Annotated in this window: 10 protein-coding genes; 6 read left to right on the top strand and 4 right to left on the bottom strand. The window is 67.8% G+C overall.

The window, feature by feature from the left end; genetic code table 11:
* The first annotated feature begins 959 nt into the window (after positions 1–959).
* The 4 genes from ACYQ2W_RS12330 (at position 960) to ACYQ2W_RS12345 (ending at position 4891) form a co-directional block, all read left to right on the top strand.
* Positions 960–1364 (top strand): hypothetical protein, encoded by a 405-nt coding sequence (locus ACYQ2W_RS12330; RefSeq protein WP_459867223.1) that lies wholly within the window; start codon positions 960–962, stop codon positions 1362–1364.
* Between the two features lie 613 nt (positions 1365–1977).
* Complete coding sequence (locus ACYQ2W_RS12335) at positions 1978–2457, top strand: SET domain-containing protein-lysine N-methyltransferase (RefSeq protein ID WP_459867226.1); 480 nt, start codon at positions 1978–1980, stop codon at positions 2455–2457.
* Positions 2458–2468: 11 nt separating this feature from the next.
* Complete coding sequence (locus ACYQ2W_RS12340) at positions 2469–3668, top strand: diaminopimelate decarboxylase (RefSeq protein WP_459867229.1); 1200 nt, start codon at positions 2469–2471, stop codon at positions 3666–3668.
* 80 nt (positions 3669–3748) lie between these two features.
* Positions 3749–4891 (top strand): hypothetical protein, encoded by a 1143-nt coding sequence (locus ACYQ2W_RS12345; RefSeq protein WP_459867232.1) that lies wholly within the window; start codon positions 3749–3751, stop codon positions 4889–4891.
* A 132-nt stretch (positions 4892–5023) separates the two neighbouring features.
* Here the strand turns inward: ACYQ2W_RS12345 and minE are convergent, their stop codons facing one another.
* From minE to hypF, 4 genes are all read right to left on the bottom strand, one after another.
* Entirely contained in the window at positions 5024–5287 is a 264-nt protein-coding gene (minE, locus tag ACYQ2W_RS12350) for a cell division topological specificity factor MinE (protein ID WP_459867235.1), read from the bottom strand.
* 4 nt (positions 5288–5291) lie between these two features.
* Entirely contained in the window at positions 5292–6101 is an 810-nt protein-coding gene (gene minD / locus ACYQ2W_RS12355) for a septum site-determining protein MinD (RefSeq protein ID WP_459867238.1), read from the bottom strand.
* 54 nt (positions 6102–6155) lie between these two features.
* Positions 6156–6884 carry a septum site-determining protein MinC gene (gene minC / locus ACYQ2W_RS12360; protein ID WP_459867241.1) on the bottom strand — a complete coding sequence of 243 codons (729 nt, stop codon included), beginning with the start codon at positions 6882–6884 and terminating at the stop codon, positions 6156–6158.
* Between the two features lie 175 nt (positions 6885–7059).
* Entirely contained in the window at positions 7060–9306 is a 2247-nt protein-coding gene (gene hypF, locus ACYQ2W_RS12365; protein ID WP_459867244.1) for a carbamoyltransferase HypF, read from the bottom strand.
* A gap of 260 nt (positions 9307–9566) precedes the next feature.
* Here hypF and ACYQ2W_RS12370 point away from each other — a divergent pair, with 260 nt between their 5' ends.
* Both ACYQ2W_RS12370 and ACYQ2W_RS12375 read left to right on the top strand, forming a co-directional pair.
* The gene (locus ACYQ2W_RS12370; RefSeq protein WP_459867247.1) at positions 9567–10685 is read left to right on the top strand and encodes a 4Fe-4S dicluster domain-containing protein; all 1119 of its coding nucleotides are present in this window, start codon (positions 9567–9569) and stop codon (positions 10683–10685) included.
* Positions 10678–11538 (top strand): FAD/NAD(P)-binding protein, encoded by an 861-nt coding sequence (locus ACYQ2W_RS12375; protein WP_459867250.1) that lies wholly within the window; start codon positions 10678–10680, stop codon positions 11536–11538. The genes ACYQ2W_RS12370 and ACYQ2W_RS12375 overlap by 8 nt, the downstream gene beginning before the upstream one ends.
* Positions 11539–11744 lie beyond the last annotated feature (206 nt).

Here is an 11744-nt window from a genome sequence, read left to right on the forward strand (position 1 = left end):
AAGAGGGCGTTACCACGCGGAGCGTGGTAACGAGGGCGTCTCTGGCGGCAGTGCCTTTGGGGAGCTCGCCCCCCTGGTTACGACGCTCCGCGTCGTAACCCACCGCCTTGGACGCTCTGCGTCCTGCCCGGGGCGGTGGTGGACGTTTGGCGTGGTTGCCTTCGTTTCGCACGACGCGGAGCGTCGAAGAGGGCGTTACCACGCGGAGCGTGGTAACGAGGGCGTCGCTGGCGGCAGTGCCTTTTGGGGAGCTCGCCTCCCTGGTTACGACGCTCCGCGTCGAAACCCACCGCCTTGGACGCTCTGCGTCCTGCCCGGGGCGGTGGTGGACGTTTGGCGTGGGTGCCTTTGTTCCGCACGACGCGGAGCGTCGAAGAGGGCGTTACCACGCGGAGCGTGGTAACGAGGGCGTCGCTGGCGGCAGTGCCTTTTGGGGAGCTCGCCCCCCTGGTTACGACGCTCCGCGTCGTAACCCACCGCCTTGGACGCTCTGCGTCCTGCCCGGGGCGGTGGTGGAGTTTGGTGTGGTTGCCTTCGTTCCGCACGACGCGGAGCGTCGAAGAGGGCGTTACCACGCGGAGCGTGGTAACGAGGGCGTCACGAGGACGTCTCTGGCAGCAGTGCCTTTTGGGGAGCTCGCCTCCCTGGTTACGACGCTCCGCGTCGTAACCCACCGCCTCGGACGCTCTGCGTCCTGCCCGGGGCGGTGGTGGACGTTTGGCGTGGGTGCCTTCGTTCCGCACGACGCGGAGCGTCGAAGAGGGCGTTACCACGCGGAGCGTGGTAACGAGGGCGAGGGCGTCTCTGGCGGCAACGCCTTTTGGGACCGCTTATCTTGTCCGAACAATTGATTAGTTTTTTCTTCTTCTCCGAGCGAGGGTTTCCTCCCGTGCGGTGGCATCCCCATGCCACCCCCGATACCCTAACGCCTTTTCCCAACCACCCGTTTCGGAGTCGCCATGCTGGACTACCTCTTCTTCGTCGAACCCCCCTTCCGCAAGTTTCTCGCCTTCCTGGAGGAGAAGGGCGTCCCGGTGGAGCAGGAGGTGGGAGAGGAGCAGTTCGAGGTGCGGATTCCCGAGGAGCTCGACGACGACCTGATCGACGCGATCGAGGTGCGCTATGAAGAACTGATGGACGAGGGGATGGCGATGATGGAGGAGGAGGACCACCACGCCGCCGGGGTGGTGGTCAACCTGAAGGATGGCGAGACCGCCTATGCCATCGTCCGTCCGGAGCTGCTCAACCGGGTGCTCGGGGTGATCTCGCCGGAGGAGTTGGGCGAGCTGGTCAACGCGGTGGTCGATGCGGTGGAAAATCCGGATCAGCGTACCTTCTGTCAGCGGCTGCGCGACGGCGATTAGCGTCGGGTGTTGCCCCCTTCGTCTCAGGCCATAGCGTTTTTTTATGACTTGACGGGACGTCCTCCGCGGGACCGCAGGGATGACCGGGCCGCGTGGGGGGTGGGGCAAAAACGCCGAGCAGGGGCGAAACGGGCCACGGAAGGTCCCGTTGCCTGCACTCTTTCCAGGCGCTTTGCGAAAAGCGCGGCGAAAGGGCGAAAAAGCGCTTCGCGTCCACCCTTTTTCATTCATGGCGCGGCCAAAACCGGCCCGTCATCCGATATCGATTTTCGCTACCGCGCCGGTTCCCGCAGGCGCTTCATGCGGCCCTTCCCCGGCCTCCCTGATTGCCCTTTTTTCGGCCGAATTCGCCATTTTTCCGATTCCCGTCGAAAAGGGAGGCGTAATTCGCCGGTAACGTTTCGGCGCGCGCTGCGCCGCACGTCGACGGCCCTCCCTCGGGACCCCCGAACTCCCTGTTTCCCCAAAAAATTTCTGCTTTCGAGCGGCGGTGTGCGGCGATAGATTTTTGCCGCCGATCGCCATGCCGGGAAGGAGGCGGCTTCGCCGTCCGGATTGGGAGGGGTCGGCAACCAAAACCGATCCCTCAACCCCCCATTCGGAGCACGATGCCATGATCGTCGGATCAGTCTATCCCGCCGACCTCTTCGCCAGCGAAGGTTACCCGACGCTGGACCAGTTCCTTCCCGACACCATCTCCGGGGCGATCGGCCGCGGGGTGGTCTCCCGCGCCGATTGGCGCGCCGGCCAGGTGATCGCCCGTTTCACCGGCTGGATTACCCACGAGATCACCCAGCACACCCTGCAGGTCACCCCCCAGCTGCATATCCACGACCCCTGGTTCAGCGGCCTGCTGACCCACGCCTGCTCGCCCAACGCGATCCTCGACATGAACCGCCTGGAGCTGCTCGCCCTGCGCGACATCGCCGCCGGCGAGATCCTCACCATCGACTACACGGTGACCGAGGACCGCCTGTTCAAGCAGTTCCCCTGCCACTGCGGGGCGGCCGACTGTCGCCAGTGGATCACCGGGCGGCGCGAGGAGATCAGCGAAGAGGGGCGGCAGTGGATCGCCGCCGAGCATAGCCACTGAGCGTGGCGGCGGTGAGCGGCGAGTGGTGGAGCCGCGACGATCTCCACTACCGGGACGGCCGGCTCCTGTTGGCCGGTCGCAACCTGGGGGAACTGGCCGCCCGCCTCCGCGGGCCGGTCTTCTTCTACAGCGCCGAGCGGGTGCTCGCGAACCTGCGTCGCCTGGCGAACGCCCTGGCCGGGACCGGCTTGGATGCGCGCATCCACTACGCGATGAAGGCCAACCGCTTCATGCCGCTGCTGGCGCGGATGAAGGCGAGCGGCCTGTGCGGGATCGATGCCTGTTCCCCCGGCGAGGTGGAGTGGGCGCTGCAGTGCGGCTTCGAGGCGGGGGATATCTCCTACACCAACACCTCGGTCTCCAACGACGATTTGGACACTTTGGTGCGCCATCCGGAGATGTGGATCAACCTCGATTCGCTCTCCTCGATCCGCCGCTACGGCGAACGGGCGCCGGGGCGCGCCATCGGCCTGCGGATCAACCCCGCCCTCGGCGTCGGCTACGGCGACAACGAGCTGCTGCGCTACTCCACCCCGGGGGCGACCACCAAGTTCGGCATCTACCGCGAGCAGTTCGAGGAGGCGCTGGAGACGGCGGCCCGCTACGGCCTCCAGGTGAAGGGGATCCACTTCCACACCGGCTGCGGCTATCTCTCCAGCCAGCTGCCGCTGTGGGGGGAGATCCTCGAGCGCTGCCGCGATTTCCTCGACCGCCTCGATCGGCCGCAATTGGTCAACCTCGGCGGCGGCCTCGGCGTGCCCCATCAGGCGGGGGACGAGCCGCTGGACCTGGCGCGCTGGAGCGGCGAGATCCGGCGGGTGTTCGGTGACCGCGGGGTGCGGGTGCTGGTCGAGCCGGGCGACTATGTGGTGAAGGATGCGGGCGTGCTGGTGCTGCAGGCCAACACCGTCGAGGATAAGCGCGACACGCTCTTCGTCGGCGTCGACGGCGGCTTCAACCTGGCCATCGAGCCGGCCTTCTACCACCTGCCCTGCGCGCCGCTGCCCTGCCTGGCGCGCCCGGGCGAGCCGGTGGTGGCGACGATCGCCGGCAACATCAACGAGGCGCTCGATCTGTGGGCGCGCAATGTGCGGCTGACGCCGGTGGAGGAGGGGGATCGGATCGCCTTCATCAACGCCGGCGGCTATGCCAGCGCGATGTCCTCCAACCACTGCGTGCGGGGGCGGTTCAGCGAGTTTCTTCTCGGCTGAGAACGGGCGTTCGATTCGGGATGGAGGTAAGTTTAGAATGACGCCGCCCCGTTGCCGCGCATCATTCAAGGACGAACCCGATGAACCGAATCTCCACCCGTACCTATTGGCTGGCCTCCCTCGTTCTCTCCCTGCTGGCGGTGGTCGCCATCGGCACCCAATGGGCGCAGGTGGAGCGGAAGTACGGCGAGGAGGTGCATCGGGTGGCCGACCAGGCGGAGCTGGAGCGGATGCTCGCCGACACCTCGACGGTGGAGTTCCGCGGTGGTCGGCGGCCGGTGCTGATCCCTACCGGGCTGTTCATCCAGTCGCTGGCCTTCGTCTCGGCCAGTGACGTCAACGTCACCGGCTACGTCTGGCAGAAGTACCCGCAGGACTTTCCCGAGCGTTTTGCCAAGGGCTTCATCTTCCCGGAGGAGGTGGCCTCCGGTGATACCACGATCCAGGAACGCTACCGGGAGCAAGTCACCGATCACGGCAAGCCCTATCAGCTGATCGGCTGGTACTTCGACGTCACCGTCCGCCAATCCTTCGATTATTCCGCCTATCCGCTGGACCTTCCCACCATCTGGCTGCGTCTCTGGCGCAAGGACTTCGCCAACGACGAGCACATCCTCTTCGTCCCCGACTTCGATGCCTATGCCAACGGTGGGGCGAGGCGCTTCGGTCTCGACCAGCAGATCGTCCAGGGGACCTGGGAGATCGACGAGACCTTCTTTAGCTTCAACGACATCCCCTATGACACCAACTTCGGCTGGCCAGAGGCCCAGAAGCAGGTGAACTATCGGGAGTTCTTCTTCAACCTCGGGGCGAAGCGCAAGTTCATCAACGCCTTCGTCGTCCACCTGGTGCCGCTGCTGGTGGTGGCGCTGCTGCTGTTCGGCGCGTTGATGACGCTGTCCAACGACGAGGAGCAGGCCTCGCGCTTCGGCTTCAACACCTCGGGCATCCTCGGTGCCTGTTCGGCGCTGTTTTTCGTCGTGCTGCTGGCCCACGTCCAGGTGCGCAGTCAGTTCGCCGGTTCCGGGATGGTCTACATCGAGTACTTCTATCTGGTGATGTACGGCTTCCTGCTGTTCGTCGCCCTCGACGCCTATCTCTTCTCGCTGCGCTCGCTGGACGGGCGGGGATGGATCAACTTCCGCGACAACCTGCTGGCCAAGGTGCTCTTCTGGCCGGTGCTGCTGTGGACGATGGTGCTGATCGGATGGTGGCGGCTGTGAGGGGGCGTGTCAGGGAACCCACCCTACGAAGCTTCGTCGGCGGGGAGTGTCAAACGAAAGCACCAACTGCCCAGACGCGCCGAGACGCCCGTGGGGCGCCCCATGTCGGCCTGTCCGTCGTCGGGGAGCCCCTCAACGCTTCCCCGGCCCTTCGGGGAGCATCACGTTGAGTTCCAGCACCTCGCAGTCGCCGTCGCGGTCGAAGCTCACCTGCACCTGATCGGCGTCGATGTGGACGTACTTGGCGATCACCTCCAGCAGCTCCTGCTTGAGCATCGGCAGGTAGTCGGGGCTGTTGCGCAGCCCGCGCTCCTGGGCCACCAGGATCTGCAGCCGCTCCTTGGCCACCGCGGCGCTGCCCTGGCGGGAGCTGCGGAAATAGTCGAGCAATCCCATGGCTTCAGCTCCCGAAGAGGCGCTTGAGCAGCCCCTTCTTCTCCGCCTCGATGAACCGCTGCGGCCGCTCCTCGCCGAGGAAGCGGGCGACGATGTCGTGGTAGGCCTGGCCGGCGGTGCTGGTCTCGTCGTAGATCACCGGGGTGCCGGCGTTGGAGTTGTTGAGCACCGCCGGCGACTCGGGGACCACGCCGAGCAGCGGGATGCCGAGGATCTCCTGGATGTCGTCGACGCTGAGCATCTCGCCGGAGGCGACCCGCTCGGCGTGGTAGCGGGTGATCACCAGGTGCTCCTTGACCGGCTCCAGCCCCTGCTCGGCGCGCCGCGACTTGGCGGCGAGGATGCCGAGGATGCGGTCGGAGTCGCGCACCGAGGAGACCTCCGGGTTGGTCACCACCAGCGCCTCGTCGGCGAAGTAGAGCGCCATGAACGCCCCCTTCTCGATGCCGGCGGGCGAGTCGCAGATGATGTAGTCGTGATCCTTGGAGAGCTCGTCGATCACCCGCTGCACCCCCTCCTGGTTGAGCGCGTCCTTGTCGCGGGTCTGCGAGGCGGGGAGGATGTAGAGGTGGTCGGTGCGCTTGTCCTTGATCAACGCCTGGTTGAGGGTGGCTTCCTCGTTGACCACATGGACGAAGTCGTAGACCACCCGCCGCTCGCAGCCCATGATCAGGTCGAGGTTGCGCAGGCCGACGTCGAAGTCGATGACCGCGGTCTTGTGTCCCTTGAGGGCGAGACCGGTGGCGATGCTGGCGCTGGTGGTGGTCTTGCCCACCCCGCCCTTGCCGGAGGTGACGACGATTACCTTGGCCAAAGTTGTGATCTCCGTGTGATGTCGCGGGATACGTCGCATTACAGCGGCGTTTCGTTACAGGGGTTGGATCTCCAGCCGCTCGCCGTTCAGCAGGATCTGCACGGAGCGGCCGCGGAGCGATTCGTCGATGTCGTCGGCGAGCCGGTAGTTGCCGGCCACCGACACCAGTTCGGCCTCCAGGGAGCGGCAGAAGATGCGCGCCCCCTCGTCGCCGCGAATGCCCGCCAGCGCCCGCCCGCGCAGCGGAGCATAGGCGTGGATGTGGCCGTCGGCCAGTACCTCGCCGCCGGAGCTGACCGGGGCGAGCAGGATCAGGTCGCCGGGGCTGTAGACCTGCTGGCCGGAGCGCACCGGGGTGGCGACGATCTTCGGCGGCCGGCGGACCGGGGGCGGCGTGCTCGCCGGCGGCGCCGGTTCGGCGCTCGCCTCGGGTTCGGGGGCGGCCGGCCCCTCGGTCCGTTCGGTGGCCGGTGCGCGTCCTTCCGGGAGAATGCCGAGGCCTGCCGCCAGTGCCTCCTCGCGGCGCTCGGCGGCGAGGTTGCGCACCCCCACCGGCACCAGTCCGCGCTCGCGCAGCAGGTCGCGCAGCGCGTCCAGCGGCAGCGCTTCGCTCTGCCTCTGCAGGTCGATGACCATCGGTGCATCGGCGAAGAAACCGGGCAATTGCTCCAGTTTTTCGTCCAATTGCGCGCCGATCGCCCCCAGATCGCCGCTCAGCGGGTGGAGGACGAGCAGCGTGAAGACGCTGCCCTTGAGTTCGATATGCTGGGAGAGGGCATCCATGGGGCCCAATATATGGGGATTGAGGCTTGTCGTCCATACCATATGGGGCGAAGGAGCCGCTGTTTCCTATAGGGCGGCCTGTGGCCGCCGCGTCGAACGAGGGCACTTCGCAAACGGTTCGCCAGGAACCGTCGAGGGCAGGGCTTCGGTCACCGCCCGGCGCGCACGGCACGCCCTAGGCGGGCCGCGTGGCGGCCTCGACCAACTGGCCCCAGCCCAGGCCGGCATCGTTGGCGGGGACTTCGCTCGGCAGGTGGACAGGAAAGCCCGCGGCGCTGAGTTCCGCCGCCGCCGCCTCGGCGAGGCGGCGGTTCTGGAACACGCCGCCGGTGAGGCCGACGGTGAACGCCCCCTCCCGTTCGCGGATTGCCTCGGCCTGGCGGCGGAGCAGGCGGGCGAGGGTGGCGTGGAAGAGGGTGGCGCGCTGTTCGATCGACGCTCCACCGTCGATCAGCGCCGCTATCAACGGCGACCAGTCGCCACGCAGCAGACCGTCGTCCGCCGATTCCAAGGGCAGCTCCAGCGGCGCCTCTACGCCGGATGCGCGCGCCTCCAGCCACATCGGCCCCTGCCCCTCGAAACTGCCGGCATGGAGGATTCCGAGCAGGCTGGCCGCGGCGTCGAAGAGGCGTCCGGCGGCGCTGCTGAGCGGGGCGTTGAGCCCGCGTGCCCACGCCTCTTTGAGCAGGGCGCTTCCAGCAGGGAGGAAGGGTGGTTCGGCGCCGATTTCCCAGCACAGCGCGGCGGCCGAGCGCCACGGCTCGCGCCCCGCCTTGTCGCCGCCGGGGAGACGGAACGGGCGCAGGCTCGCCACCCGCCGCCACGCGCCGGGGCGGCCGAGCAGCGCCTCGCCGCCCCACAGGGTGCCGTCCTCGCCGTAGCCGACGCCGTCCCAGGTGAAGGTCAGCCAGCGCTCCTCCGCGGGAAATTCACCGGCCAGCGCGGCGGCGTGGGCTTGGTGGTGGAACACCTCGATCAACGGCAGGCCGCTCTCCGTCGCCCAGCGGCGGTAGCTGTAGCCGGGGTGGGCGTCGAGGGCCAGCGCCTCGGCACGGACGCCGTAGAGTCGTTGCAGGTCGGCGCCCACTTGGCGCAGCAGAGCCAAGCCGCGCGGGGTATCCAGCTCGCCGATGTGCGGGGAGAGCACCGCGCGATCATACCAGCCGAGGGCGACGCACCCCTTCATCTGGCCGCCGAGGGCGAGCACCGGGCGTTCCAGCGGGCGGGGCAGGCGCAGCTCCAGCGGGGCGTTGCCGCGGCCCAGGCGCAGCGGTCGCGGGCGGCCGGCGATGGTGCGGTAGAGGGGGTCGTCGGCGGGGCGCTCGATCGGCCGGTCGTGGTGAAGGAAGGCGTCGGCGACGTGGGCGAGGCGTCGTTCCGCCTCGTGCTCGTCGGTGAGCACCGGCTCGCCGCTCGGATTGCCGGAGGTGGCCACCAGCGGGCCGCCGAAGCCTTCGGCGAGCAGGGCGTGGAGCGGGGCGTAGGGGAGCATCGCCCCGACCTCGTCGAGGCCGGGGGCGATCGCCTCCGCCAGCGCGCCGCCGGGGCGGCGGGCGATCAGCACGATCGGCCGCATCGGCGAGGCGACCAGGGCCTCCTCGGCCGCGTCGGGGGAGAGGACGGCGCGCAGTTCGGCTGCCGGATCGTCGCCGGGACCCGGCGGAAACAGTACCGCCAGCGGTTTGTGCGGGCGCGGCTTGCGTCGGCGCAGGCGGGTCACCGCCGCCTCGTCGCGGGCGTCGCACAGCAGGTGGTAGCCGCCGACGCCTTTGACCGCCACCACCTCGCCCCGGCGCAGCGCGGCCAGCGTTGCTTGTAGACCCTCCTCGGCGAACAGCGGCCGATCCGCTCCACGCCGGAAGGCGAGTCGCGGGCCGCACTCGGGGCAGGCCAATGGTTGGGCGTGAAAGCGCCGGTCCAGCGGATCGCCGTACTCGGCGCGGCACGCCGCGCAGAGCGGGAAATTCGCCAGGGTGGTGTTGGAACGATCGTAGGGCAGGGCGCGGATCAGGGTGTAGCGCGGGCCGCACTGGGTACAGTTGATGAAGGGGTAGCGGTGGCGCCGCTCGCCGGGATCGCGCAGCTCCGCCAGACAGTCGTCGCAACAGAACTGGTCGGGCGGAACGTGGACGTCCGCCTCGCCGCCGTCGTCGCTGTGGTGGATCGCGAAGTGCTCGCCGGTGGCTCGGTCGCTCGCCTCGCTGGTGAAGGGTTCGGGCCGCGCCAGGGGGGGCGCCCGTTCGATCAGCTCCCGTTCGAAGCGCTCCAGGGCGTTCTCGTCGCCGGCCGCCAGGATCTCCACCCGGCCGGCGCGGTTGCGCACCCAGCCGGTGAGCCGGTGGGCGTGGGCGAGGCGGTAGACGAAGGGGCGGAAGCCGACCCCCTGGACCCGGCCGGTGAGGGTGATGAGCCGTGTGGGCATGATGGCGCTGCGGTCGCTGGATTGGGTGCGGCGGACGGTGCCGGTGGCTGAGTCCGCCACTATACGCGGAGGGGGAAATTAGAAAACCGTCAAATGCTCCCCCCGGGGGCATCGACAGTAGTTCAGTACATGTTAAAAAACCTTCATTTACACGCTTCGTATCTTCCATATACTCAGTAGCGGAATCGACGACGCGGGTGCGTGGAGATACGGTATCCGCGGCGAAAATCAAGAACCGTCGACGACGGAGCGAAAAGCCGATGAATGCCAGCCGCTATCTTCCCCGCGAGCGCTTCGGGAGCCTGATCTCGGCGTTGCGCGACGCGGGCTTCCGGGTGGTCGGGCCGCGGCTGCGCGACGGGGCGATCGTGGTCGACGACCTCGACGCCGCCGAGCAGTTGCCGCGGGGCGTCTCGGTCGAGCAGCGACCGGGGTATTACCGCACCCATGAGGGCGAGGGTCCCCGCTACTTCGCCTGGTCCAACGGGCCGCAGATGCTCAAGCCCTTTCTCTTCGCGCCGCGCGAGGTGCTGTGGAAGGCCTTCGGCAGCAATCGCGGAATCCGCTTCGAGACGGTGGAACCGCCCGCCGAGCGGATCGCCGCGATCGGCGTGCGCCCTTGCGATCTGGCCGCCCTCAAGCTGCAGGATGCCCACTTTCTCCGCGAGCCGCTGGCCGATCCCTACTACGCCAAGCGGCGCGAGGGACTCTTCGTGGTGGCGGTCAACTGTTCCCACCCCGCCGACACCTGCTTCTGCGACTCCACCGGCGACGGCCCGGGCGTGATCACCGGTTTCGACCTGTCACTCTCCGAACTGGACGACGGCTTCGTCATCGGTGCCGGCAGCGAGGCCGGGCAGGCCCTGCTCGACGGGCTGCCGACCGACGAGGTGGCGGCCGAACAGTTGATCGCCGCCGATCATCAGGTGGAAGCGGCGGCGGCCGGCCAATCGCGCCGTCTCCCCTCGCGAGACCTGCGTCAGCCGCTGTTCGACCACCTCGACCACCCGCGCTGGGGCGAGGTGGCGGGGCGCTGCCTCGCCTGTGGCAACTGCACCCAGGTCTGCCCCACCTGCTTCTGCCACAACGAGGAGGAGGTGCCGCAGCTCGACGGCAGCGAGAGCGCCCACGTCCGCGAGTGGGACTCCTGTTTCACCGAGGGCCACAGCTACATCCACGGCTTCATCATCCGTTGCGAGACCGGTATGCGCTACCGCCAGTGGCTGACCCACAAGCTGGGCAGTTGGCACGACCAGTACGGGCGCAGCGGTTGCGTCGGGTGCGGCCGTTGCATCACCTGGTGCCCGGTGGGGATCGATCTCACCGAGGAGGCGGCGGCGATCTGTAGCGACGACGAGGCGGAGACGAGCGATGTTTAACCCCTATCAACTCCACGAGGCGGAGATCGTCGAGCGGATCCAGGAGGCCGACGGGATCTTCACCCTGCGCCTGAAGCTGTTGGGGGAGGGGGCGATGGCCCGCTACTGCGCCGTCGATGCCCGCACCCCGTTCTGCTTCGAGCCGGGCCAGTTCAACATGGTCTACCTCTACGGCGTCGGCGAGATCCCGATCTCCATCGTCTCCGATCCGGAGGACGACGAGATGCTCGACCACACCATCCGGGTGGTGGGGCGGGTCACCCGTGGCATGGCCCACCTGGAGCAGGGGGACCGGATCGGCCTGCGCGGCCCGTTCGGCCGCGGCTGGCCGATGCGCGAGTCCCTGGGCAAGGACGTGGTGATCGTCACCGGCGGCCTCGGCTGCGCGCCGGTGGTCTCGGTGATCAATTACATCATGCGCCGCCGCGAGCAGTTCCGCCGCCTCTCGATCCTGCAGGGCGTGAAGCACCACAACGACCTGATCTGGCGCGAGCGTTACGAGAAGTGGGAGAAGGAGAAGGATACCCGGGTGTTCCTTGCCGCCGACGTCGGTGGACGGGGCTGGCCGTGGCACGTTGGGCCGGTCACCGTGCTGTTCGAGAATTTGGAGGTGGACCCCGACAACACCGTCGCCATGATGTGCGGCCCCGAGGGGATGATGCGCGCCGCCGCCGGTGAATTGGTCAAGCGCGGGGTGCGCGAGGAGAGCCTGTGGCTGAGTATGGAGCGCAACATGCAGTGCGGCGCCGGTCACTGCGGCCACTGCCAGATCGGCGGCAACTTCGTCTGCAAGGACGGACCGGTGTTCAACTATCCGGACGTCAAGGAGCTGTTCGGGGTGAAGGGTTTTTGAAGAGTTTTTTCCGCAAATGAACGCGAATGGACGCAAATGAGAAGAGGGGCGTGGGCGTGTGTTCGTGGTTGTTTGTGGATAAGGGCTTGAAGGGTGGCCTGTGATCGCGGTGTCGAGGGATCGCGCTTCGAAAACAGGTCAGCGGGAAACGGCGAGAGCGCGGTTTCGATCACCATGGCGCGCGCGGCGCGCCCTATAGGGCGGCC

Source organism: Endothiovibrio diazotrophicus (genome assembly GCF_054657215.1).

Bases quoted from the DNA above. Each gene is read 5' to 3' on its own strand.
- ACYQ2W_RS12330 (WP_459867223.1), top strand. From the start codon at position 960: ATGCTGGACTACCTCTTCTTCGTCGAACCCCCCTTCCGCAAGTTTCTC.
- ACYQ2W_RS12335 (WP_459867226.1), top strand. From the start codon at position 1,978: ATGATCGTCGGATCAGTCTATCCCGCCGACCTCTTCGCCAGCGAAGGT.
- ACYQ2W_RS12345 (WP_459867232.1), top strand. From the start codon at position 3,749: ATGAACCGAATCTCCACCCGTACCTATTGGCTGGCCTCCCTCGTTCTC.
- minE (WP_459867235.1), bottom strand. From the start codon at position 5,287: ATGGGATTGCTCGACTATTTCCGCAGCTCCCGCCAGGGCAGCGCCGCG.
- minC (WP_459867241.1), bottom strand. From the start codon at position 6,884: ATGGATGCCCTCTCCCAGCATATCGAACTCAAGGGCAGCGTCTTCACG.
- hypF (WP_459867244.1), bottom strand. From the start codon at position 9,306: ATGCCCACACGGCTCATCACCCTCACCGGCCGGGTCCAGGGGGTCGGC.
- ACYQ2W_RS12370 (WP_459867247.1), top strand. From the start codon at position 9,567: ATGAATGCCAGCCGCTATCTTCCCCGCGAGCGCTTCGGGAGCCTGATC.
- ACYQ2W_RS12375 (WP_459867250.1), top strand. From the start codon at position 10,678: ATGTTTAACCCCTATCAACTCCACGAGGCGGAGATCGTCGAGCGGATC.